Raw genomic sequence first — 21,311 nt, 5'->3', positions numbered from 1 at the left:
ACCAGCCTGGAGGTGCAAGCCCAGTAGGAGGCTATAGTTATCCACAGCCAGCCTAACCAACGCTGGCTACACGCCCCCTATCAAAGTTGGATCGGCACACACTGTCAAGATTCAATCGGCGCCAACATTCTTTGCCGTACTTCTGCATCTTCCGCCGTGGGAAGGCCACGTGGTAGATGCCCTCGAAGAACTCCTGCACCGCCTGATAGGGCAGTTGGAAGCTCTCGGCCCAGTCCACCCGCTGCACCGTCCATTTACTCGTATGGGGTAGAGCTACCCCTAGGAGGCTTTCCAGCAAGGCCCGCAGACTCTCGCAGGCGACCTGCATGTCCTCGATCACCCCGTAGATGTTCTGGCCGTGCATGGCCTTGGGTATCGAGCACTCCACGATCAAATAGGGCGGACTGGGGTGCAACTCTGGCTTGCCGCTCTTGGACACCAGAAAGTCTTCATACATCGGCTTCACCATGATTCGAGCGTCATGCGATGCCTGAAGGCTTGTGCGTGTCACCTCCCACAGCTTTTCGCCGGTTTCGTTGTGGATTTGCCGATAGCTCACCCCCTGAGCGGTCACTTTGTCCACGATGTTCTTCGCCATGTAAGGGCTTTTGATCCGTACCGTATCGAGTCCCATGAGCTGCTGCGCTTCGCTGGCTGCTGTCTCACTCATGAGACTCATACGGGGTGTTACTGCCCGTGAAGGGGGAAATTTGTGCTGTTGCACCGCGAGCCTCCGGGGGGCGTTGAGGCGCGGTCTTTGCGCCAGAAAAGGGACGGCGATATAGGCCCGTGGCGGGCTGTGTGGGCGCGCGATGCAACGCGCGGGTGGTGGGGGTGGTCCACCAGGCGAAGGTGGGCTGTGCGGGCTTCTGGCTCATACCTTCACCCAGGGCCACAGCAGGGCGAGCTGTACCGGCTTGATGACCAGGAAGATGCCCTCGTGATCGATGAGGAACGAGAACGGGCCGGTACTGGCCGAAGGGGAGGGGAGCACGTACCAATCGAGCTTGGCAATGCCGAGATCAAACTTGACCATGTGAAGTCTCCGAGGGGGTTGAGGGGGTGCCCTGTGTGGTGGGCGATTCAAGGGGGCGATGAGGCCCGGCGTCCAACCCACCGCGCGTGATCGCTACAGTCCAGGGGTCCTGCCAGGTCAGCAGGAAGCCAGATGCGCGCCACACGCTCAGATAGGCGTCGAAGCACGGTATGTGGCGGAAGCGTTTGCGGGTGCCGTCGGGCAGCGTGGCAACGGCGATGGAGCCAGGTGAGGCTGCATTGGCGCGCTTGCTCATGTCAGGCCTCTACTGGCGCGCCAAGGGCGGGGAACTGGCCGGCGCAGGTGGTGGCGCTGGCAGTGCTGAGTGCAGCCGCACTGGCGAACGTGGTTCCCTCCCCCCCCGCATGCACTGGCGTGCAAGCGGGTGCCCCGGTCGGCGCCTTGTGGCGCCACGTCTGGGCAGGGCGGGGGGATGCGAATGCACCCTGTTTGGCATTGAAGGGGGCCGCCTGGCTGCTGCGTGCGTGTTGGCCGCCGCTACTGCGCGTAGGCCAGCCGGTGCCCGCTGCTGTCTGCGCGACCGCCGCAGACGCAACAGGCCCGAAACCCGCATCAGAACTGGGTTTTGACGGTTCTGACCGCATCAAAATCACCGTCCGGTGGTCTGATTGCGTGCTGTCGGATCGCTCTTGGACGCAAGCGCGAGCATCAAAAGCAGTCCGATCACACCGGCGGCCAGGGCTGCGCCCTTGCCAGAGCCGGCGACCATCGAGATAGGCGTGGTGAAGGTGTTCATGCTGCCTCCGCTTCGGCATCGGCAGGGTCAGCCTCGGGCAGCAGATCAGCCAATGGCGATGCCGCCAGGTAGCCCGACAGCCAGTCGCCCATGGTCTTGGGCTGGGCACCTTCGGGCAGCTTGCGGGCGATGTTCCGGCCCTGCAGCATCAGGATGGCCACGTAGTTCAAGGCCAGCAGCGCGAAGATTTCGCGGATCGCGTTCTCAGTAGCTTCCGAGAATTCGCCACCGAAAAAGCCACCTTTGGCGAACTCGGTGTTCAGGATGTCGCCCACCTTGAGGCGGTTGGCCTCGATCAGATCGGTGAGCTTTTCCACCTGGGCAGCTGGCACATCCTCAGACAGCAGGATGGCAGGGCGCGTGATGCGCTTGACCATGCCGCCCAGGCCATTCAGCAGCTCTTGGTCGCTGGTGTCCTGTGCTTCGGGGAAGTCTTGGCCCTGTTCCTCGTATTGGGCTTCAAGGTAGGAGCGCAGTTGGGCCTGCTGGGAGGCAGAGAGGTTGCGAGTTTCATTGCGGAACTCGCTGATGTAGGCCTTGGACAGGCCGGTGCCCTCTGCAATTGCCGCAACCGTCAGGTTGAGGTCTTTGGCTGCTTGGCGCAGCTGTTCGGGCGTGACGCCCTTACGGATAGTAGTCATTGAAACCTTGGTGTGGAAAACGGCAATATCACCGTGATCCGCACTTTATGACAAGGTTTCGAAAACGTCAAATTTTATTTAATCATCACCTTCTGCCGGAGCTGCGGCTGCCTTGAGTGCATCAGAAACCTGTCTTGCTATCGCCGGGTCTTTGGTGATGACGCGGAAGAGTTCTATGTTCATTTCACCCTTACCGAGCAGCTCTACGCCAGCAAACAAATCCGCATCTTCTTCAGTTGCATCGAGCTCCGCCGCACCTCGGCGGGATCGCACCAATGCACTCATCAGGAAATAGAGGGAGGCGCACTCTTCTGCAGAGAGGTGATCCAACAGGAATTTCATGCGCCAGCGATGCACTTCAGTCGGCGTAAGCCCGGGGAACCGGGCTGCATCCCCCACCTGCTGTGAGGCAAACGGGTCATCGACACCAAACAGCAGCTTGTTGGGCGTCAGTTTTAACGCTTGGCAGAGCTGGCGAATCTCGCGGGCGCCAGGAAACGTACGCCCGATTTCATAGCTTTTGATTGCCGACAGTGAGACACCACTCTCGCTGGCGAGTTGGGCTTGAGTAAGGCCAAGCTTCTCTCTGGCTTGAACAAGCTCCGGAGCTAGAACTAGCTTCTCAGTTGGAGCGGCAGACTTGTCCGATGACACGTGGCGACCTTCATTGCTGGGTGGGTGGGGCTAGAGGCATGCATCTGACCATCTTTGATCGAGCATCTACAAATAGCGAGGGCCTTGAGGATACACGCGGGTTCCCATGGCACAATCCCGCTCCCTTTTGTAGAGGGCTTTTTCTTGTTGGCCGTTGATGCGCAAGGATTTTTTGAGAGATTGAAAATCCTTGTGTCGGTGGTTCGATTCCGCCCCAGGCCACCAAACAAAAAGCCCTTGATTTGAAAGAATCAAGGGCTTTTTCAATTTCACGCATTGCAACCACGGTGTCAGTGATGGGCGAAGGCCTCTTGTGTCGCCCGTGATCAGCCCGGTGTTGCCTTTGCTGTGCGGGCGTGGCGGACGGCTCGGTCTGCCGTATGCCCGTTCTCCTTTCAGTCTCTCCCGCACGTTTCCCATGCCCCTTCTGCACGACACCACCCTCGGTATCGACTTTGGCACTTCCAATTCCGCCATGGCGGTGCGACAAGGCGCGGGCCCTGCGCGGATGATTGCGCTGGAGGGGGCGGAGCACACGCTGCCGACGGCGCTGTTCTTCAATGGCGAGGACCACAGCACGCACTTTGGCCGCGATGCCGTGGGGCAGTACCTGGCGGGCACCGAGGGCCGACTGATGCGTTCGCTCAAGAGCCTGCTGGGAAGCGCGCTGCTGCAGGACAAGACCGCCGTGCACAACAAGATGGTGAGCTACCAGGACATCATCAGCCTGTTCCTGCGCATGTTGGCGCAGAAGGCTCGCGAAGAGCTGGGCGGCCTGCCCGCGCGTGTGGTGATGGGGCGACCGGTGCATTTTGTGGATGGCGATGCCGAGCGTGACCAGCAGGCCGAAGACGCGCTGCGCCAGGCGGCGCTCGGGGCGGGCTTCGAGAACGTGTCGTTCCAGTTCGAGCCCATTGCGGCGGCGCTGGACTACGAGCAACGCATCGCGCACGAGTCGCTGGTGCTGGTGGTGGACATTGGCGGGGGCACGTCGGACTTCACCGTGGTGCGTCTGGGCCCCGAGCGGATGGCGCGCGCGGACCGCAGTGCCGACGTGCTGGCCACCACGGGTGTGCACATCGGCGGCACGGATTTCGACCGCCGCCTGAGCCTGGACCTGCTCATGCCGCTGCTGGGTTTTCGCCACACCGGGCCCACGGGGCGCGAGGTGCCGAGCCGGGTGTTCTTCGACCTGTCCACCTGGCACCTGATCCAGTGGCTGTATGCGCCCCGGGCCTTGCGCGACGCGCAGAACCTGCGCACCGACTATGCCGACGCGCGCCTGCATGGGCGGCTGATGTGGGTGCTGAACGAGCGCCTGGGGCACCGCCTGGCCAACACGGTGGAGCAGGCCAAGATTGCGGCCTCGCTGTCGGATGCCGATGCGCCCATGCCGCTGGACTGGATTGAGCCCGACCTGGCGGCGGCGGTGACATCGCAGGGGTTGGCGCAGTTCCTGGAGCAGCCGTTGGCGCAGGTGGTGGCCTGCGCGCAGGACTGTGTGCGCAGCGCCGGGCTGGCGGGGCAGGGGCTGGAGGCGATCTACCTCACCGGGGGCTCGTCGGCGCTGCGGCCGTTGCGGCAGGCGCTGAAAGCAGCCTTCCCGAGCACGCCGCAGGTCGAAGGCGATCTGTTTGGTGGTGTGGCGGCAGGCCTGGCGGTGTCGGGCTGAGGCCCCTGTGGCGGGGCTTTGGCTGCGGGATTGTTGGTGGGTTGATTGCTATCAAATAAATAGCTATCAAGGCATGATGGTCGAGCGGAGACGGCCATTTTGACCAAGATTTTTTGGCTCTGCCACCACCGACACCGGTGGTGGGGTCAGTCTGCGGCGTCGGTGCCGTTCGATCCGTCGCGCTTCCACGCCAGGGCCGTGTCATACAGCACATTGCGCGACGCGCCGGTGATGTCGGCTGCAAGTCGGACGGCGCTTTTCAGCGGCAGCTCGGCCAGCAGCAGGCGCAGCACCCGCAGGCTTTCGCCGTCGTTGCCCGCCACGGGCACGGGGTGCAGCAGCACCACGAATTCGCCGCGCGAGCGCTGGGGCGAGCCGTCCAGCCAGGCCGTCAGGGCCTGGGCGGGCTGGGTGGTGATTTCTTCAAACTGCTTGGTCAGCTCGCGTGCCAGCGTTACCGGGCGCGTGCCCAGCACGCCCAGGGCCTGGGCCAGTTCACCGATGCGGTGGGGGGCTTCCAGCAGCACCACGCAGCGGGGCTCGCTGGCCAGTTGCTGCGCAATCACGCTGGCGCGTTCCGCATTCTTCACGGGCAGAAAACCGGCAAACACAAAGCCGCCATGTTCGGCGCTGTGGGCCACGGCACCGGCCGCACTGAGGGCCGTGGTGATGCTGCTGGCGCCGGGCAGGGGCAGGGCGCGCAGGCCTGCGGCGTGCACGGCCGCCACCAGGCGGGCGCCAGGGTCGCTCACGCCGGGGGTGCCTGCGTCGCTCACATAGGCCACCCGCTGGCCTTGCTGCAGCCGCTGCACCACGGCTTGTGCCGCCTCGGCTTCGTTGTGCTGGTGCACGGCCAGCAGCTGGGCCGCGCCTTTGTCGATGCCATAGGCGCGCAGCAGCGCCTGGGTGTGGCGCGTGTCCTCGCAGGCCACGGTGTCGGCCAGCTGCAGCACATGCAGCGCACGCAGCGTGATGTCGGCCAGGTTGCCGATGGGCGTGGCCACCACGTACAAGGCACCCTCTGGATAATGCTGCGCAGCCGCTGCATCGCGTGCGGCGCCCAGGGCTGAAGCGAAAGAGGCGCTCAATGAAATTCCTTGATAAGAGACAACCGGACGGCGCACCGGGCCGGGTGGCCCAAGCCGCTGCCACCACCCCAGCCGCCACGACGCGGGATCGCGGCAATGCCGCCGAAGACCAGGCCCTGGCCCATCTGCAGGCAGCGGGCCTGCAGCTGGTGGTGCGCAATTATCGGACGCCCGGGCGCGGTGGGGGCGAGATTGACCTGGTGATGCGTGCACGGGACGGCACGCTGGTGTTTGTGGAGGTGCGCAGCCGCAGCAGCCAGGCCTTTGGCGGTGCCGGAGCCAGCATCAGCGCCACCAAGCAGCAGCGCATCGTGTTTGCGGCCCGGCAGTACCTCACGCGCCTGCCATCGCCGCCGCCTTGCCGGTTTGATGTGGTGCTGGTGCAAGGCGCCTCGGTGTCGTGGCTCCAGGCCGCATTTGATGCGCAGTAGCGCGCATCCGGGCCCGACCGCCGCACAGGGGCTTATGCCCCGGAGCCATGCAGGTGGCTACGGTTTGCTACAAAAGCTGTAACACGCGGCGGGTATCATCGGGCCCTCATGCTTGAGCAACGCATCCAACAGCATTTCATCGACAGCGCCGACCTGAAGTACCAGGCCGCGCAAGCCCTCAGCCACCCCATCGCTGCCGCCGTGCAGGCCGTGCTGGCCTGCGTGACCAGCGGCGGCAAGGTGCTGGCCTGTGGCAACGGGGCCTCGGCCGCCGAAGCGCAGCAGTTTGCCGCCTTCTGTGTGGCCGGTTTTGAACGCGAGCGGCCCGAGCTTGCCGCCCTGGCGCTGACCGCCGACAGCACCTTGCTGACGGCCGCCACTGCGGCCAGCCAGGATGCGGCCCAGCAGTTTGCCCGCCAGGTGCGGGCGCTGGGGCAGGCGGGCGATGTGCTGCTGGCCCTGTCGGTCACCGGCAACGACGCCAACCTGCTGGCCGCCACCGAAGCCGCCCACGAGCGCGACATGACCGTGGTGGTGCTGACCGGCCGCACCGGCGGCAAGCTGGCTGCCCTGCTGCGCGAGACCGATGTGCTGATCAGCGTGCCCCACGACCGCGCAGCGCGCGTGCGTGAAGTCCATGCCCTGGCGCTGCACTGCCTGTGCGACGGCGTGGATGCCCAGTTACTTGGTGAACAGGAGATTCCGTGATGAACAACCCAACCCTGACCCGTACCCGCCGTGCCGTCTGCACAGTGCTGGCCGCCGCCGCGCTGGCCGCAGGCCTGTCAGCCTGTGCCCCGCTGATCGTGGGTGGCGCCGTGGTGGGCGGCGTGATGGCAGTGGACCGCCGCACCACCGGTACCCAGATCGAAGACGAGGGCATCGAGCTGCGTGCGGCCAACCGCATCCGCGAGACCCTGGGCGACCGCGTCCACGTCAACGTGACCAGCTACAACCGCCAGGCACTGCTGACCGGCGAGGTGCCCAACGCGCAAGACCGCCAGACCGTGGAGCAGATCGTCTCGCAGGTGGAGAACACCCGCTCGGTGGTCAATGACCTGGCCGTGGCGCCCAACAGCTCGCTGGGCCAGCGTTCCAACGATACCTTCATTACCGGCAAGGTGCGCGCCAGCCTGGTGGACGCCCAGGACATCTCGGCCAACTCCTTCAAGGTGGTGACCGAGCGCAACATCGTGTACCTGATGGGCCGGGTGTCGCAGCGCGAAGCCAACCGCGCCACCGAGATCGCACGCGGCGTGAGCGATGTGCGCAAGGTCGTGCGTGTGTTCGAAATCGTGTCGGAAGAGGAGCTGCGCCGCATCGCGCCGCCGCCCGCGCCGGTGACGACGGACGCCCAGCCTGCAGGAGGCTGAGGGCGGCAGCATCTGACTCCAGGATCATCAAAGTCCCGAACCGCGTGTCGTGGTTCGGGACTTTTTTCTTGAGGCTTCGCATTGCGCGCTGCACCATGAAACTGGCGCGACAGGTGCCAGTGCCCCCGCGCAAGGGCCGCCCCGCCGCGCCGGGGCGTCCCCCCTTGGGGGGATGGCGCGAAGCGCCTCAGGGGGGCTTCTTACTTCAACCGCTTGATCAGGCTGGAGGTGTCCCAGCGATTGCCGCCCATCTGCTGCACATCGGCATAGAACTGGTCCACCAGCGCCGTCACCGGCACACGCGAGCCGTTGCGCTTGGCTTCGTCGAGCACCAGACCCAGGTCCTTGCGCATCCAGTCCACGGCAAAACCAAAGTCGAACTTGCCGTCCACCATGGTCTTGCCCCGGTTGTCCATCTGCCAGCTCTGGGCGGCGCCCTTGCCGATCACGTCCAGCACCTGCTTCATGTCGAGGCCTGCATTCTGGCCAAAGGCCACGGCTTCAGACAGGCCCTGCACCAGCCCGGCAATGCAGATCTGGTTGACCATCTTGGCCAACTGGCCCGATCCGCTCTCGCCCAGCAGCGTGAAGGCGCGCGAAAACGCCATGGCCACGGGCTGGGCGGCGTCAAAAGCGGCGGCGTCGCCACCACACATCACCGTGAGCTGGCCGTTCTGCGCACCTGCCTGGCCGCCCGAGACGGGCGCATCGACGAACTGCAGGCCCAGCGCCTTGGCGGCCGCATACATCTCGCGCGCCACTTCGGCCGACGCCGTGGTGTGGTCCACAAAAATGGCGCCAGGCTGCATGCCTGCAAACGCACCATCGGCCCCCAGGGTCACAGAGCGCAGGTCGTTGTCATTGCCCACGCAGCAGAACACGATGTCGGCGCCCGCAGCCGCCTCGCGCGGCGTTGTGGCATGTTTTGGGGCCTTTGCGCCTGCGTATTCTGCGCACCATGCTGCTGATTTTGTAGCAGTGCGGTTGTACACAGTCACTTCATGCCCGGCCAGGGCCAGGTGCCCGGCCATGGGGTAGCCCATCACCCCCAGGCCCAGGAAGGCGACCTTGCGGGAGGGGGTGGCGTCGTAGGTGCGGGGATTGGTGCTTGGCATGGCGGTAGCGGAGGGGGGGTTAACGGGTTCGTGGAAATGAAAACCCGCCCAAGAGGGCGGGCGAAAAGGGGGTGAAACAGGGGCGACGGGGCCTGAGAGTCGGGGCGGCCCCGGTCACACAATCGCGAAGTGCTCGGTGCCCTGGGCCAGGTCGGGGGACTTGGCACGCTGGCTGTTGAGCTTGATCTGCAGGCGCAGGTCGTTGAGCGAGTCGGCGTTGCGCAGCGCATCTTCGTAGCTGATCACATTGGCCTCGTACAGGTCGAACAGCGCCTGGTCGAAGGTCTGCATGCCCAGGTTGCGGCTCTTCTTCATGATCTCCTTGATCTCGGAGACCTCGCCCTTGAAGACCAAATCGGAGATCAGCGGCGTGTTGAGCATGATCTCCACCGCAGCCGCACGGCCCTTGCCGTCCTGCTTGGGGATCAGGCGCTGCGACACCATGGCGCGCAGGTTGAGCGACAGGTCCATCAGCAGCTGCGCGCGGCGTTCTTCGGGGAAGAAGTTGATGATCCGGTCCAGCGCCTGGTTGGCGCTGTTGGCGTGCAGCGTGGCCAGGCACAAGTGCCCGGTTTCCGCAAAGGCCACGGCATGTTCCATGGTTTCGCGGTCGCGGATTTCGCCCATCAGGATCACGTCGGGCGCCTGGCGCAGCGTGTTCTTCAGCGCCGCTTCCCAGCTGTCGGTATCGAGGCCCACCTCACGCTGCGTGACCACGCAGTTCTTGTGCGGGTGCACGAACTCCACCGGGTCTTCCACCGTGATGATGTGGCCGAACGAGTTCTCGTTGCGCCAGTCCACCATCGCAGCCAGCGTGGTGGATTTGCCCGAGCCCGTGGCACCCACCAGGATGCACAGGCCGCGCTTGGTCATCGTCACTTCCTTGAGCACCTGGGGCACGCCCAGGCCGTCGATGGTGGGCAGCGTGAGCGGAATGGTCCGCAGCACCATGCCGACGCGGCCCTGCTGGACAAAGGCGTTGACGCGGAAGCGGCCGATGCCGGCGGGCGAGATGGCGAAATTGCACTCCTTGGTGCGTTCGAAGTCGGCCACTTGCTTGTCGCTCATGACAGCACGTGCCAGCGTGAGCGTGTGGGTGGGCGTGAGCGGTTGGGGCGACACCTTGGTCACCTTGCCATCGACCTTGATGGCCGGAGGAAACTCCGCCGTGATGAACAAGTCGCTGCCATTGCGGCTGACCATCAGCTTGAGCAGGTCGTTGATGAATTTACTGGCCTGATCGCGTTCCATCAGAATTTCTCCCGGGGGTGGTCGTCGTCTGTCGGACGCTCATGGGTCTGGGTCTTGGGTTGCTGCATCACCTGCATCACTTCTGGTTGTCGCTCAGGCGTGCACTCACTACGCGCAGGCGCAGCGACAGCTTGCGGGCCAGCAGCGCAATCAGGCTGGCGGCGAGCTGCGGGTCCTTGCTCATCATGTCGTCCATGGCCTCGGCGGAGAGCACGGCGATCTCGCAGTCGGTGAGTGTGGTGCAGGCCGAAAAGCGGATGCCGCTGTCCAGCAGCGACATCTCGCCCAGGATGTCGCCGGGGCGTGTCTCGGCCAGGCGAAGTTGTTCGCCCCAGGGCTGAACGCGGTCCACCGCAATGGTGCCAGTGAGCAGCACCACCATGAAGTTGCCGTACTCGTCCTGGCGAATCACGTCGCGGTTGGAGGGGATGGCCGCAAATTCGAAGAAGCGCTCCATGCGCTCCACGGCGTCCTTGTCCAGGTGTGCCATGTACTTGTCTTTGGCCCACAGGCCCTGCAGCAGCTTGCCGCCGCGGCTGGTGGGCAGGCGCTTGGCACCCACTTCGACAGCGCGGGCCTCCCAGGGCACCAGCATCGAGTCGTCCACCCCCTGGCCTGCAAACGCGGTGGAGAACAACACGGAATCCGTGTGGTCGTCCCCCACCTTGCTGTTGCGGGTTTTCATTTTCAGAAGGCTCAGAATGCCTTTCATAAGGTGCTCCGGTATGCGGCCTTTGGTCGGGTCGCAAAGTACATGGATGGGCGCGGATCAGCCAGGGAAATTCTCGGGGATCTTGGCCTTGGCACGCGCCTCGGCCGGGCTGATGATGTTGCGCCGGACAAGGTCCGTGAGGTTCTGGTCCAGTGTCTGCATGCCCACGCTGTTGCTGGTCTGGATGGTGGAATACATCTGCGCCACCTTGGCTTCACGGATCAGGTTGCGGATGGCGCTGGTGCCCAGCATGATCTCGTGCGCGGCCACACGGCCCGAGCCGTCCTTGGTCTTGCACAGCGTCTGCGAGATCACTGCCTGCAGCGATTCGGACAACATCGCGCGGACCATTTCCTTTTCTTCGGCAGGGAACACGTCGATGATCCGGTCAATGGTCTTGGCGGCGCTCGATGTGTGCAGCGTGCCGAACACCAAGTGGCCCGTTTCTGCGGCGGTCATGGCCAGGCGGATGGTTTCCAGGTCGCGCATTTCGCCCACCAGGATCGCGTCCGGGTCTTCGCGCAGCGCAGATTTGAGCGCCGCCGCAAACGACAGCGTCATCGGGCCCACTTCGCGCTGGTTGATCAGGCACTTCTTGGATTCGTGCACGAACTCGATCGGGTCTTCCACCGTGAGGATGTGGCCGTATTCGGATTCGTTGAGGTAGTTCACCATGGCCGCCAGCGTGGTGGACTTGCCCGAGCCCGTGGGGCCAGTCACCAGCACCAGGCCGCGAGGTTTGAGGGCCAGATCGCCGAAGATCTTGGGCGCGTTGAGTTGCTCCAGTGTCAGGATCTTGCTTGGAATGGTCCGGAACACGGCGGCGGCGCCCCGGTTCTGGTTGAAGGCGTTGACGCGGAAACGGGCCAGGCCTTCGATCTCGAACGAGAAATCGACCTCCAGAAACTCTTCATATGTCTTGCGCTGCGAGTCGCTCATGATGTCGTACACCATGGCGTGCACTGTCTTGTGGTCGAGCGCATCGACGTTGATGCGCCGCACGTCGCCGTGGACCCGGATCATGGGCGGCAGACCAGCAGAGAGGTGCAGGTCGGAGGCCTTGTTCTTGACGCTGAACGCGAGCAGTTGGGTGATGTCCACGGAGTCCCTCTATCGTTTGGTACGCTTGCCAAACATTATGACCACGATTGCTAACAACCTCCAACAGGTTCTGGGCAGGATGGCGCAGGCGTGCACAGCCGCCGGGCGTGATCCGGCCAGCGTCGGCCTGCTGGCCGTTTCCAAGACCTTTGGCGCCGACGCGGTGCTGGAGGCGGTGGCTGCTGGCCAGCGCGCCTTTGGCGAAAACTACATCCAGGAGGGCGTGGACAAGATTGCCGCAGTGCGCGCCGCCTTGCCGGGTGTGGCGCTGCAGTGGCACTGCATCGGCCCCATCCAGAGCAACAAGACCCGCCCCGTGGCCGAGCACTTCGACTGGGTGCACACGGTGGACCGCCTCAAGATCGCCGAGCGCCTGTCGGCCCAGCGCCCTGAGCAACTGCCGCCGTTACATATATGTATCCAGGTCAACATCGACGGTGGCCCCACCAAGTCGGGCGTGGCGCCCGCCGATGCGCTGGAGTTGGCGCGGGCTGTCGCAAAACTGCCACGGCTGGTGGTGCGGGGGCTCATGGCCATCCCCGACCATGCTCCTGAATTGGAAGCGCAACGGGCAATCCACATGCGCGCCAGAATGCTTTTTGACCAGATTGCTGCGCTGAAGGAGCCAGGCTTGGCGCAGTTCGACACCCTGTCCCTGGGCATGACGGCCGACCTGGAGGCCGCCATCCAGGCCGGCAGCACGCTGGTGCGTGTGGGCACCGGGGTGTTTGGTGGAAGGACCTACCCCACCGCTTGAGCGGTTTCAGCTCGGCAGCGTGAAGCGCGCCACGCAGTCCAGCGCCGCTGTCACATTCGCCTCGCTCACATCCAGGTGCGTCACCCACCGCAGTCGGGTGGCGCCGCCATACAGGCTGCTGGTCACGCGCACGCCGTGCTGTGCCAGCCACGCGGTGAAGGCGGGTGCCACGTCGGCGTGCAGATCGGTGAACAGAATATTGGTCTGCCACGGCAGCACCGTGATGCGGCCCTGTAGCACGGGGTGGCTGCGGTTAGCCTCGGAAAGGCCTTGCGCCAGCCGGTCCAGGTTCGCGTGGTCATCGGCCAGGCGGCGCACATGGTGCTCCAGCGCATAGTGGCCCGCAGCGGCCAGCACACCGGCCTGGCGCATGCCGCCGCCCAGGATCTTGCGGGTGCGGCGGGCCTGCCGGATGAAGTCGCGCGAGCCCAGCACCAGCGAGCCCACGGGCGCGCCCAGGCCCTTGCTCAGGCACAGCGATGCAGAGTCAAAGTGGCTGCACAGCGTGCGCGCCTCGTCATACACATCCGTGCCATTGCGTGCAGCGTTGGCCGTTGCAGCATTGAACATCCGCGCGCCGTCCAGGTGCATCGCCAGCCCCCGGCTGCGCGCCAGTTGCGCCACCTCGGCGATGTAGGCGGGCGGCAGCACCTGGCCGCCGGTGGTGTTCTCCAGCACGACGAGGCGGGTGCGCGCAAAGTGCGGGTCGTCCGGTTTGATGGCGGCCGCGATGTCGGCCACGCGCAGCGTGCCGTCGGGCTGGGTCTCGACGGGCTGGGGCTGGATGGAGCCCAGCACCGCCATGCCACCCGCCTCCCAGCGGTAGGTGTGCCAGCTCTGGCCCACGATGGCTTCGTCGCCACGCTGGCAGTGCCCCCACAGCGCAATCAGGTTGGTCTGGGTGCCCGAGGGGGCGAACAGCGCAGCCTCAAAACCCAGCAGCTCGGCCGCATGCTCCTGCAGTGCGTTCACTGAGGGGTCGTCGGCAAACACATCGTCGCCCAGCGGGGCCTTGAACATCGCCTCGCGCATGGTGGGCGTGGGCTGGGTGACTGTGTCGCTGCGGAAGTCGGGCATGGTCGTCCTGAAAGCAAAAGGTGCATCGTAGCGGCGGGCCGGTGCGTCTGGCTGCTGCGGGGTTTCTTCGGGGCGGCGGCTGTCGCTTGTTTGCCATGGGTACATGCCTGTCGCCGCCAGAATGCAGCGCAACCCTTGCCATCCGTTGGGACCTCTGCATGACCGACCGCCCCTTGTTCACCAAAGTCCTCGTTGCCAACCGGGGCGAAATCGCGCTGCGCACTGTGCGCGCCCTGCACGACCTGGGCATTGCCAGCGTGGCCGTGTTTGCCGACGACGACGCCACCAGCCCCCATGTGCACGCGGCCACCGCCGCCGTGGCGCTGGGCGCCACCGGCCCCGTGGCGTACCTGGACGGCGCGCGCCTCATTGCCATTGCCCACGCGCAGGGCTGCGATGCGGTGCACCCAGGCTATGGATTCCTGAGCGAGCGCGCTGACTTTGTCCGAGCCTGTGCCGAGGCGGGGTTGCGCTTCATCGGCCCCACGCCCGCGCAGCTGGCGCTGTTCGGCGACAAGGCGCAGGCCCGTGCGCTGGCGCAGCAGCAGGGCGTGCCGCTCATGCCCGGCACGCAGGCGGCGGTGACGGGGGAGGAGGCGCAGGCCTTCTTCGCGCAGCATGCCGCCGCCGGCATCGTCATCAAGGCCATCGGTGGCGGCGGCGGGCGGGGCATGCGTGCGGTGGCGTCGGCCGATGACTTGCCCGCTGCCTACGCGCGCTGCCGCAGCGAGGCACAGGCCGCCTTTGGTGTGGACGGCGTGTACGTGGAGCGCCTGATGGGCAACGCGCGCCATATCGAGGTGCAGGTGCTGGGCGACGGGCGCGAGGTGATTGCCTTGGGCGAGCGCGAGTGCACGCTGCAGCGGCGCTTTCAGAAGGTGGTGGAGATCGCGCCCAGCCCTTCGTTGCCTGCAGTGCTGCGCGAGCGCATCACCACCGCCGCACTGTCCATGGCGCGCGCCGTGGCTTATGAAGGCCTGGGCACCTTCGAGTTCCTGGTGGACCTGGCTTCCAGCGACCTGCCCTTCGTATTCATCGAATGCAACCCACGCCTGCAGGTGGAGCACACCATCACCGAAGAGGTCACGGGCGTGGACCTGGTGCAGGCGCAGATCGCGCTGGCCGCAGGCCGCACGCTGCAGGACATCGGCCTCGACCCTGCCGCACCGCCTGCCGTGTTGGGCTTTGCCGTGCAGTGGCGCATCAACGCCGAGACACTGGACGCGCAGGGCAACGCCACGCCCGGCAGCGGCATGCTCAGCCGCTTTGACCTGCCCACGGGCCCGGGCGTGCGCGTGGACACGCATGGCGCAGCGGGCGCCACACCATCCCCGCACTACGACACGCTGCTGGCCAAGCTCATCGTGCACACGCGTGGCCCGCACTTTGCCGATGCGCTGCGCCGCTCTCAGCGCGCACTGGCCGAGTGCCGCATCGAGGGCCTGGCCACCAACCTGGCATTGCTTCAGGCCCTGGCCGCACGGCCTGAGATGGAAAACCAGCAGGTGCACACCCGCTGGCTGGAGTCGGTGTTGCCGTCATTGCTTGGCGCTATTAAAAATATAGCTATTGAGGTATATGCAGAGCGCGGAGACGGCCAAAAAACCTTGGAATCCGCAACCCAAACACCCGCAGGTACCGTGCTCGCCCCCATGCCCGCGCGCCTGGTGCAGCTCTGCGTGGCCGAAGGCGACGTGGTCGCAGCCGGTGCCGAGCTGGCCGTGCTCGAAGCCATGAAGATGGAGCATGTGCTGCTGGCCCCGCACGCGGGCCGGGTGGGTGCGCTGCTGGCCGTGGCGGGCAGCTACCTGGCGCAGGGCCAGCCGCTGCTGGTGCTGGAGGCAGTTGCAGATGCGGCGGATGTGGAAGTGCAGGGCAGCGCTGCGCACAGCCCCGACCACATCCGCGCCGACCTGCAGCGCGTGATCGACCGCCACGCCTTCACGCTCGACGCCGCGCGCCCCGAGGCGATCGCCAAGCGCCACGCCCAAGGCGGCCGTTCCGCGCGCGAGAACATCGCCGACCTGTGCGACGACGGCAGCTTCATCGAATATGGCGCCCTCGCCATCGCCGCGCAGGCGCGCCGCCGCAGCAAGGAGGACCTCATCGCCAACACGCCCGCCGACGGGATGGTCACGGGCATTGGCGGCATCAATGGCGCACTGTTTGGCGACGAGAAATCCCGCGCGGTGGTCATGTCGTACGACGCCACCGTGCTCGCGGGCACCCAGGGCGCACGCAACCACGCCAAGACCGACCGCATGCTCGGCATCGCGCTGGCGCAGAAGCTGCCCGTGGTGCTGTTCGCCGAGGGCGGCGGCGGGCGCCCGGGCGACACCGACATGCCCGTGGTGGCGGGGCTGCATGTGCACACCTTTGCCAGCTACGCGGCGCTGTCGGGCCAGGTGCCGGTGATCGGCATCGCGGCGGGGCGCTGCTTTGCGGGCAACGCGGCGCTGCTGGGCTGCAGCGACGTGATCATTGCCACACGCGCCAGCAACATCGGCATGGGCGGCCCCGCCATGATCGAAGGCGGCGGGCTGGGCGTCTTCAAGCCCGAGCAGATCGGCCCGAGCCGCGTGCAGCATGCCAATGGCGTGATCGACGTGCTGGTGGAGGACGAGGCCGGAGCGGTGCAGGCTGCGCGCCACTACCTGTCGTTCTTTCAGGGCCGCACACCGCGGTGGTCCGCTCTCGACCAGCGCCTGCTGCGCACCGTGGTGCCCGAGAACCGCCTGCGCGTGTACGACACCCGCGCGGCGATGGCCGGCCTGGTGGACGAGGGCAGCCTGCTGCCACTGCGCACCGGCTTTGGCGCCGGCATCCACACGGCGCTGGCGCGCATCGAAGGCCGCCCCGTGGGCCTGCTAGCCAACAACCCGCAGCACCTGGGCGGCGCCATCGATGCCGACGCGGCCGACAAGGGCGCGCGCTTCATGCAGCTGTGCAATGCGCATGGCCTGCCCATCGTGAGCCTGGTCGACACGCCCGGCTTCATGGTCGGCCCCGAGGTCGAAGCCACGGCCCAGGTGCGCCACGTGAGCCGCCTGTTCGTCACCGCCGCCAGCCTGCGCGTACCCACCTTCAGCGTGGTGCTGCGCAAGGGCTACGGCCTGGGCGCCATGGGCATGACGGCCGGAGGCTTCCATGCGCCCGTGTTCACTGTCGCCTGGCCCACGGGCGAGTTCGGCGCCATGGGCCTCGAAGGCGCCGTGCGCCTGGGCTTTCGCAAGGAGCTGGAGGCCCTGCCTGAAGGCGCCGAGCGCGACGCGCTGTTCGCCAAGCTGCTGGCCAAGTCGTACGCCAACGGCGAGGCGCTGCACATGGCCGCCACGCTGGAGATCGATGCGGTGATCGACCCGGCCGACACGCGGGCTTGGCTGGCGCGCGGGCTGGCGTCGGCGCAGGTGGCGCCGCTGGGGCACCGGTGTGTAGATACCTGGTAGGCAGCACCGCCGAGCACCCGCTCTGCGGCGCATCCACCAACGATCCTCTGCCTATCTCTTACTTCTTAGCGCGCAGGAGTGAGGTGGCTGCCAATGCCATGGTGGATCCGACGCCTACGTCAAAGGCCAGGCCGGAGGCCAGTGCCGCTGCGGCGAACGCCAGACCCAGGATACGGGTCACGCTCCGGTGAGACTTGCTGATCCGCAGCGCTGCCAAGGAAACGGCAGCGCACAGGACGATCAGCATGCCAATCATGGGGCTGTCTTGCAGCCTGTGGAGTGTTGTTTTGGGTTTGAACGGGTTCGGCTCTCCAGCAATGGAAAGCGCCAGGGGCACACAGCAGACCGCACAAATGATCAGCAAAGTGCCCGTGGGTGTGTTGATCCATGTCCAAACGGCTTTGAGTGCAGCAAATGACGCGTGGAAGCCCTCACTGAGCGTTCTGGAGATTGGACGTCCGTTGGCCATCGGCGGAGTGTATTTCAGAAGGTTCCTCTGCGGCATGGACGGGCCATGTGTCGTGCGCCCAGTGCCCGGGCGCCTCGCGGAGCTTCATCCCAGTATGCTTGCGCTGCTGAACAAAATTAAGGAGAACACTTCATGCCCGGCCTTTTGCCCGATATCGACCCCGATGGTTTGCTTGAATTCTCGGTGGTCTACACCGACCGTGCGCTCAACCACATGTCCAAGCGCTTCACCGGCGTGATGCAGGGCATTCTGGCCACGCTGAAAGAGGTCTACCACGCCCACACCGCCGTGCTGGTGCCCGGCAGCGGCACCTTCGGCATGGAGGCCGTGGCCCGCCAGTTCGCCAACAAGGAAAAGGTGCTCATCGTGCGCAACGGCTGGTTCAGCTACCGCTGGAGCCAGATCTTTGATGCCGACACGGGCCTGGGTGGCGGCGCGGTGGTGTGCAAGGCGCGCCGCCAAGGCGACGGCCCGCAGGCACCCTGGGCACCCTGCCCAGCCGATGAGGTGGCGGCCACCATCCGCGCCGAAAAACCCAAGGTGGTGTTCGCCCCCCACGTGGAGACGGCCAGCGGCATCATCCTTTCGGACGACTACATCCGCACGCTGACGGCCGCTGCCCATGAGGTGGGTGCGCTGTTTGTGCTCGACTGCATTGCCTCGGGCGCGATGTGGGTGGACATGCAGGCCACGGGCGTGGATGTGCTCATCAGCGCGCCGCAAAAGGGCTGGAGCGGATCGCCTTGCTGCGCCATGGTGATGCTGTCCGAGCGTGCGCGCGAAGCCATCGAGGGCACCACGAGCAGCAGCTTCTCGTGCGACCTCAAGAAGTGGATGCAGATTGCCGAGGGCTACGAAAAGGGCCAGCACGCGTACCACACCACCATGCCCACGGATGCGCTGGTGCGCCTGCGCGAGGTGATGGCCGAGACGCGTGAATATGGATTTGCCAAGGTGCGTGACGAGCAGATCGAATTGGGCGCCAAGGTGCGCGCGCTGCTCGAATCGCGCGGCTTCCCCAGCGTGGCGGCAGACGGCTTCAAGGCGCCGGGCGTGGTGGTGAGCTACACCACCGACCCCGGCATCCAGAACGGCAAGAAGTTCATGGAAGTGGGCCTGCAGACTGCTGCGGGTGTGCCGCTGCAGTGCGATGAAGGGCCGGACTTCAAGACCTTCCGCATCGGCCTGTTTGGCCTGGAGAAGTGGCACAACGTGGACCGCACCGTGGGCCACTTGTCAAAGGCGCTGGACCAGATTGCGGCGGCGGCCTGACGGGTTGCGGTCCAAGTCGGCGGGCTTGCCCGGATGAACGCCGAGACTGATAGCGCAATTTTCGCCTTGCGCCGGGCCAAGCGCCAGGCACTGGGCCTATTGCTGCTGGTGACGACGGTGTTCATCGCCACCAGCGTGGTCGAACGCGGCCTGCTGCTCAACTGCGTGAAAGCCATGGCTGAAGCCGCCATGGTGGGTGCGCTGGCCGACTGGTTTGCGGTGGTGGCGCTGTTCCGGCGCCCGCTGGGCCTGCCCATTCCGCACACAGCGGTCATTGCGCGCAACCAAGCGCGCATCGGCCGCAACCTCGCCACCTTTGTGTGCGACAAGTTCCTGGATGTGCCCTCGCTGGTGTCTCTGATCCGCCGGCACGACCCCGCCGAGCGGCTGGCGCAGTGGTTGACGGCGCCCGGCAACGCCGCGCTGCTGGGGCACCAGGCCACGCGCCTGGCATCGGCCGCGCTGGAGACGGTGCAGGACGCGCAGGTGGAGCGCTTCATCCAGAAGGCGGCGCGCGCATTGATCGGGCAGGTGGATATGTCGCGTGCCCTGGCGGCGGTGCTCGACACCCTCACGCACAACGGCCGCCACCAGGCGCTGCTGGACGATGTGCTGGCCAAGCTCATCGAACTGTTGCAGAACGAACCAACCCGCGCCTGGGTCGCGCAGACCATCGTGGCCTGGCTCAAGAAGGACCACCCGCGTACCGAAAAGCTGTTGCCCAGCGACTGGCTGGGCGACAAGGGCTCGGCCCTGCTGGCACGCGCGCTGGAGAGCGTGATGGCCGACGTCGCCGGCAACCCGCAGCACGCCCTGCGCGCGCAGTTCGATGCGGCGGTGCAGCGCTTCATCGAGCGCTTGCGCAGCGATCCCGAGTGGGTGCACAAGGGCGAGGAGATCCGCACCTGGCTGCAGACGGACGCCACCGTGGGCGGCTATGTGCAGGCGTTGTGGCTGGATCTGCGCGGAGCGCTGCAGCGTGATTTGGCCGATGCCGATTCGGTGGTGGCGCGGCAGGTGGGCAAGCTGGGGTTGTGGCTGGGGGAGTCGCTGGCGGGGGATGCGGCGCTGCGGCAGTCGTTCAATGACCGGCTTGAGCGGTGGGTGGAGGGACTGGCGCCGGATGTGTCGGCGTTCATTGCGCAGCACATTGAGGACACCGTGCGGCGATGGGATACCGAGGAGATGACGCAGCTGATTGAGCTGAACATTGGGAAGGATTTGCAGTACATCCGCATCAACGGGACCGTGGTGGGCGGGCTGATCGGGCTGGTGCTGTTTGTGGTGTCGCACGCTGGGGAGATTTGGCGGGCGGTGGTGGGCGGCTGACCACTCGTTCGGGCTGAGTCTGTCGAAGCCTGGGCTTGTGCGCTGATTTCAGCGGCGTGCCTGTGCAAAGGGCGGAAGCCGGGACTCGCCCCGGCGGGCGAGGTACTTGTTCTTTGCTTCGCCAAAGAAAAGTACCCAAAAGAAAGGCGACCCCCAGTCTGCGACCCCTTCGCTGTGCGAAGGGGCAAACCTGCGTCGGGGCGGCTGCGGGGTGCGCCGTGGAACTCGCTTTGCTGCTGCGCAGCGCCGCTCGGACAACCACGGCGAGTCAGTTCACGAGGCATGCGCGCTCCGACGCGCATGCTCACCCCGCAACCGCCCCGCCGCAGGCGCAGCCAGCAGGGGGTGGACAGCCGAACATCCAACAGCCGAACAGCCACGCGGGCCATCGCGTTGCTCGGCCGCGCCCGCGCTGCGCGGCTAGCGTGCCGCCTCATCCGCCGCCATGTGGGCCGCGTGTTCTTCCTGCAGATGCTGCGCAATCTGCGCCCAGGCTTGCTTGGCGTCCGCGTCTTGCGCCCAGGCGTAGCAACTGGCGATGTGCATGGCCGTCACCGCATGGTGCGGGTCGAGCGCAAAGGCCACCTCGCACTGCAGCGCCGCCTTTCGCCACATGGCCGTTGCATCCTCTGACCCTTCTTTCTGCAACGCATGGGCCTCGGCCACCCACGCCTGTCCCAGTCGAAACGCTGCTGCGTGTTGCGTGGGGTCGGCTTCATGCGCCCGTTGAAACAGCGCGCCAGCCTGCCGCCACAACGCCCGCGCTGCGGCAAAGTCTTGTGTGGCTACGGCTTGTGCCTGGGCGACGAGGGCGTTGCCGGATTGGAGGAGGGTGGACGGAGCGTCACTGAGCATGGTGCGAAATGGAAGACGATGGAGCTTCGGATTGTCGGAGGTCCTACTGCAGCTACCGGCCGGAGGCCAGCCAGTGACAGTTAGAGAAGGCGGACGCTCAACGTTGGATTTGGCTGGCACGCAACGCCAAGTCGCTAGAACCTATAGAGGGCCTGTCCGAATTTCCGTGTGTGAGGCTAATTGAACCTTCACCGATTTCGTGAAGCTGATTGAGGATCTTACGTGCTCGATTTGGTGAACCGGTCTTCGTAGAGGATCGCGAATTGGTTCATCGC

General features: G+C 65.7%; 21 protein-coding genes. 8 read left to right on the top strand and 13 right to left on the bottom strand.

Features of this window, described 5'->3' with window-relative positions:
* Positions 1 to 52: 52 nt before the first annotated feature.
* The 5 genes from ACYZGB_RS21655 to ACYZGB_RS21635 all read right to left on the bottom strand — a co-directional run bounded on the left by ACYZGB_RS21655 (position 53) and on the right by ACYZGB_RS21635 (position 3,088).
* Entirely contained in the window at positions 53 to 670 is a 618-nt protein-coding gene (locus ACYZGB_RS21655; RefSeq protein ID WP_462390967.1) for a phage/plasmid replication domain-containing protein, read from the bottom strand.
* A 204-nt stretch (positions 671 to 874) separates the two neighbouring features.
* Positions 875 to 1,036, bottom strand: a complete 162-nt coding sequence (locus tag ACYZGB_RS21650) for a hypothetical protein (protein WP_462390965.1) — start codon at positions 1,034 to 1,036, stop codon at positions 875 to 877.
* Between the two features lie 610 nt (positions 1,037 to 1,646).
* On the bottom strand, positions 1,647 to 1,793 hold the full coding sequence (locus ACYZGB_RS21645) for a hypothetical protein (protein WP_158274175.1): 147 nt from the start codon (positions 1,791 to 1,793) through the stop codon (positions 1,647 to 1,649).
* Positions 1,790 to 2,434: a hypothetical protein gene (locus ACYZGB_RS21640; RefSeq protein WP_462390964.1), complete on the bottom strand. Its 645-nt coding sequence runs from the start codon at positions 2,432 to 2,434 to the stop codon at positions 1,790 to 1,792. Before ACYZGB_RS21640 ends, ACYZGB_RS21645 begins: the two co-directional genes overlap by 4 nt.
* A gap of 78 nt (positions 2,435 to 2,512) precedes the next feature.
* Positions 2,513 to 3,088 (bottom strand): helix-turn-helix domain-containing protein, encoded by a 576-nt coding sequence (locus ACYZGB_RS21635; RefSeq protein ID WP_462390963.1) that lies wholly within the window; start codon positions 3,086 to 3,088, stop codon positions 2,513 to 2,515.
* A 418-nt stretch (positions 3,089 to 3,506) separates the two neighbouring features.
* Between ACYZGB_RS21635 and ACYZGB_RS21630 the strand changes: the two genes are divergently transcribed.
* On the top strand, positions 3,507 to 4,760 hold the full coding sequence (locus tag ACYZGB_RS21630) for an Hsp70 family protein (protein ID WP_462390962.1): 1,254 nt from the start codon (positions 3,507 to 3,509) through the stop codon (positions 4,758 to 4,760).
* A gap of 146 nt (positions 4,761 to 4,906) precedes the next feature.
* On the opposite strand, the gene rsmI is transcribed toward ACYZGB_RS21630, so the two are convergent.
* The gene (gene rsmI, locus ACYZGB_RS21625) at positions 4,907 to 5,848 is read right to left on the bottom strand and encodes a 16S rRNA (cytidine(1402)-2'-O)-methyltransferase (RefSeq protein ID WP_462390960.1); all 942 of its coding nucleotides are present in this window, start codon (positions 5,846 to 5,848) and stop codon (positions 4,907 to 4,909) included.
* Here rsmI and ACYZGB_RS21620 point away from each other — a divergent pair.
* The 3 genes from ACYZGB_RS21620 to ACYZGB_RS21610 all read left to right on the top strand — a co-directional run bounded on the left by ACYZGB_RS21620 (position 5,848) and on the right by ACYZGB_RS21610 (position 7,652).
* The gene (locus ACYZGB_RS21620; protein ID WP_462390959.1) at positions 5,848 to 6,279 is read left to right on the top strand and encodes a YraN family protein; all 432 of its coding nucleotides are present in this window, start codon (positions 5,848 to 5,850) and stop codon (positions 6,277 to 6,279) included. The genes rsmI and ACYZGB_RS21620 overlap by 1 nt on opposite strands.
* A 108-nt stretch (positions 6,280 to 6,387) precedes the next feature.
* Positions 6,388 to 6,987, top strand: a complete 600-nt coding sequence (locus tag ACYZGB_RS21615; RefSeq protein ID WP_462390957.1) for an SIS domain-containing protein — start codon at positions 6,388 to 6,390, stop codon at positions 6,985 to 6,987.
* A complete protein-coding gene (locus ACYZGB_RS21610) occupies positions 6,987 to 7,652 on the top strand; it encodes a BON domain-containing protein (RefSeq protein WP_462390956.1) in 666 nt (221 codons plus the stop codon). The genes ACYZGB_RS21615 and ACYZGB_RS21610 overlap by 1 nt, the downstream gene beginning before the upstream one ends.
* 200 nt (positions 7,653 to 7,852) lie before the next feature.
* Here the strand turns inward: ACYZGB_RS21610 and ACYZGB_RS21605 are convergent, their stop codons facing one another.
* The 4 genes from ACYZGB_RS21605 to ACYZGB_RS21590 form a co-directional block, all read right to left on the bottom strand.
* Complete coding sequence (locus ACYZGB_RS21605) at positions 7,853 to 8,767, bottom strand: NAD(P)-dependent oxidoreductase (RefSeq protein ID WP_462390955.1); 915 nt, start codon at positions 8,765 to 8,767, stop codon at positions 7,853 to 7,855.
* A 114-nt stretch (positions 8,768 to 8,881) separates the two neighbouring features.
* A complete protein-coding gene (locus tag ACYZGB_RS21600; RefSeq protein WP_462390954.1) occupies positions 8,882 to 10,018 on the bottom strand; it encodes a PilT/PilU family type 4a pilus ATPase in 1,137 nt (378 codons plus the stop codon).
* A gap of 76 nt (positions 10,019 to 10,094) precedes the next feature.
* On the bottom strand, positions 10,095 to 10,730 hold the full coding sequence (locus tag ACYZGB_RS21595) for a cyclic nucleotide-binding domain-containing protein (protein WP_108617579.1): 636 nt from the start codon (positions 10,728 to 10,730) through the stop codon (positions 10,095 to 10,097).
* 57 nt (positions 10,731 to 10,787) lie between these two features.
* Positions 10,788 to 11,831: a type IV pilus twitching motility protein PilT gene (locus ACYZGB_RS21590; protein ID WP_094289314.1), complete on the bottom strand. Its 1,044-nt coding sequence runs from the start codon at positions 11,829 to 11,831 to the stop codon at positions 10,788 to 10,790.
* A gap of 37 nt (positions 11,832 to 11,868) precedes the next feature.
* Here ACYZGB_RS21590 and ACYZGB_RS21585 point away from each other — a divergent pair, with 37 nt between their 5' ends.
* Positions 11,869 to 12,588, top strand: coding sequence for a YggS family pyridoxal phosphate-dependent enzyme (locus ACYZGB_RS21585; protein ID WP_462390953.1), 720 nt, complete (start codon positions 11,869 to 11,871; stop codon positions 12,586 to 12,588).
* Positions 12,589 to 12,594: 6 nt separating this feature from the next.
* Here ACYZGB_RS21585 and ltaE read toward each other — a convergent pair whose 3' ends face one another.
* Positions 12,595 to 13,665, bottom strand: a complete 1,071-nt coding sequence (gene ltaE, locus ACYZGB_RS21580; RefSeq protein ID WP_462390952.1) for a low-specificity L-threonine aldolase — start codon at positions 13,663 to 13,665, stop codon at positions 12,595 to 12,597.
* 173 nt (positions 13,666 to 13,838) lie between these two features.
* On the opposite strand from ltaE, the gene ACYZGB_RS21575 reads away from it, so the two are divergent.
* Positions 13,839 to 17,111, top strand: a complete 3,273-nt coding sequence (locus ACYZGB_RS21575; RefSeq protein WP_462390968.1) for an acetyl-CoA carboxylase family protein — start codon at positions 13,839 to 13,841, stop codon at positions 17,109 to 17,111.
* 58 nt (positions 17,112 to 17,169) lie between these two features.
* Here ACYZGB_RS21575 and ACYZGB_RS21570 read toward each other — a convergent pair whose 3' ends face one another.
* Positions 17,170 to 17,580, bottom strand: coding sequence for a hypothetical protein (locus ACYZGB_RS21570; protein WP_462390950.1), 411 nt, complete (start codon positions 17,578 to 17,580; stop codon positions 17,170 to 17,172).
* A gap of 132 nt (positions 17,581 to 17,712) precedes the next feature.
* Between ACYZGB_RS21570 and ACYZGB_RS21565 the strand changes: the two genes are divergently transcribed.
* Together ACYZGB_RS21565 and ACYZGB_RS21560 are read left to right on the top strand one after the other, a co-directional pair.
* Positions 17,713 to 18,852 (top strand): pyridoxal-phosphate-dependent aminotransferase family protein, encoded by a 1,140-nt coding sequence (locus tag ACYZGB_RS21565; protein ID WP_462390949.1) that lies wholly within the window; start codon positions 17,713 to 17,715, stop codon positions 18,850 to 18,852.
* A gap of 33 nt (positions 18,853 to 18,885) precedes the next feature.
* Positions 18,886 to 20,181 (top strand): DUF445 domain-containing protein, encoded by a 1,296-nt coding sequence (locus ACYZGB_RS21560; protein ID WP_462390948.1) that lies wholly within the window; start codon positions 18,886 to 18,888, stop codon positions 20,179 to 20,181.
* A gap of 420 nt (positions 20,182 to 20,601) precedes the next feature.
* Here ACYZGB_RS21560 and ACYZGB_RS21555 read toward each other — a convergent pair whose 3' ends face one another.
* Positions 20,602 to 21,036: a hypothetical protein gene (locus ACYZGB_RS21555; RefSeq protein ID WP_462390947.1), complete on the bottom strand. Its 435-nt coding sequence runs from the start codon at positions 21,034 to 21,036 to the stop codon at positions 20,602 to 20,604.
* Positions 21,037 to 21,311: the final 275 nt, after the last annotated feature.

The organism is Acidovorax sp. Q11 (assembly GCF_054950075.1).
Note: the sequence above shows the minus strand (reverse complement) of the source record. Positions and strands in the feature narration are given on the sequence as shown.

What these genes read in the sequence shown, in the direction of transcription:
- ACYZGB_RS21620 (WP_462390959.1), top strand. Translation starts at nt 5,848, where the DNA reads ATGAAATTCCTTGATAAGAGACAACCGGACGGCGCACCGGGCCGGGTG.
- ACYZGB_RS21560 (WP_462390948.1), top strand. Translation starts at nt 18,886, where the DNA reads ATGAACGCCGAGACTGATAGCGCAATTTTCGCCTTGCGCCGGGCCAAG.
- ACYZGB_RS21600 (WP_462390954.1), bottom strand. Translation starts at nt 10,018, where the DNA reads ATGGAACGCGATCAGGCCAGTAAATTCATCAACGACCTGCTCAAGCTG.
- ACYZGB_RS21570 (WP_462390950.1), bottom strand. Translation starts at nt 17,580, where the DNA reads ATGGCCAACGGACGTCCAATCTCCAGAACGCTCAGTGAGGGCTTCCAC.
- ACYZGB_RS21615 (WP_462390957.1), top strand. Translation starts at nt 6,388, where the DNA reads ATGCTTGAGCAACGCATCCAACAGCATTTCATCGACAGCGCCGACCTG.
- ACYZGB_RS21595 (WP_108617579.1), bottom strand. Translation starts at nt 10,730, where the DNA reads ATGAAAGGCATTCTGAGCCTTCTGAAAATGAAAACCCGCAACAGCAAG.
- ltaE (WP_462390952.1), bottom strand. Translation starts at nt 13,665, where the DNA reads ATGCCCGACTTCCGCAGCGACACAGTCACCCAGCCCACGCCCACCATG.
- ACYZGB_RS21610 (WP_462390956.1), top strand. Translation starts at nt 6,987, where the DNA reads ATGAACAACCCAACCCTGACCCGTACCCGCCGTGCCGTCTGCACAGTG.
- ACYZGB_RS21655 (WP_462390967.1), bottom strand. Translation starts at nt 670, where the DNA reads ATGAGTGAGACAGCAGCCAGCGAAGCGCAGCAGCTCATGGGACTCGAT.
- ACYZGB_RS21650 (WP_462390965.1), bottom strand. Translation starts at nt 1,036, where the DNA reads ATGGTCAAGTTTGATCTCGGCATTGCCAAGCTCGATTGGTACGTGCTC.
- ACYZGB_RS21585 (WP_462390953.1), top strand. Translation starts at nt 11,869, where the DNA reads ATGACCACGATTGCTAACAACCTCCAACAGGTTCTGGGCAGGATGGCG.
- ACYZGB_RS21565 (WP_462390949.1), top strand. Translation starts at nt 17,713, where the DNA reads ATGCCCGGCCTTTTGCCCGATATCGACCCCGATGGTTTGCTTGAATTC.
- ACYZGB_RS21605 (WP_462390955.1), bottom strand. Translation starts at nt 8,767, where the DNA reads ATGCCAAGCACCAATCCCCGCACCTACGACGCCACCCCCTCCCGCAAG.
- ACYZGB_RS21640 (WP_462390964.1), bottom strand. Translation starts at nt 2,434, where the DNA reads ATGACTACTATCCGTAAGGGCGTCACGCCCGAACAGCTGCGCCAAGCA.
- ACYZGB_RS21645 (WP_158274175.1), bottom strand. Translation starts at nt 1,793, where the DNA reads ATGAACACCTTCACCACGCCTATCTCGATGGTCGCCGGCTCTGGCAAG.
- ACYZGB_RS21555 (WP_462390947.1), bottom strand. Translation starts at nt 21,036, where the DNA reads ATGCTCAGTGACGCTCCGTCCACCCTCCTCCAATCCGGCAACGCCCTC.
- ACYZGB_RS21630 (WP_462390962.1), top strand. Translation starts at nt 3,507, where the DNA reads ATGCCCCTTCTGCACGACACCACCCTCGGTATCGACTTTGGCACTTCC.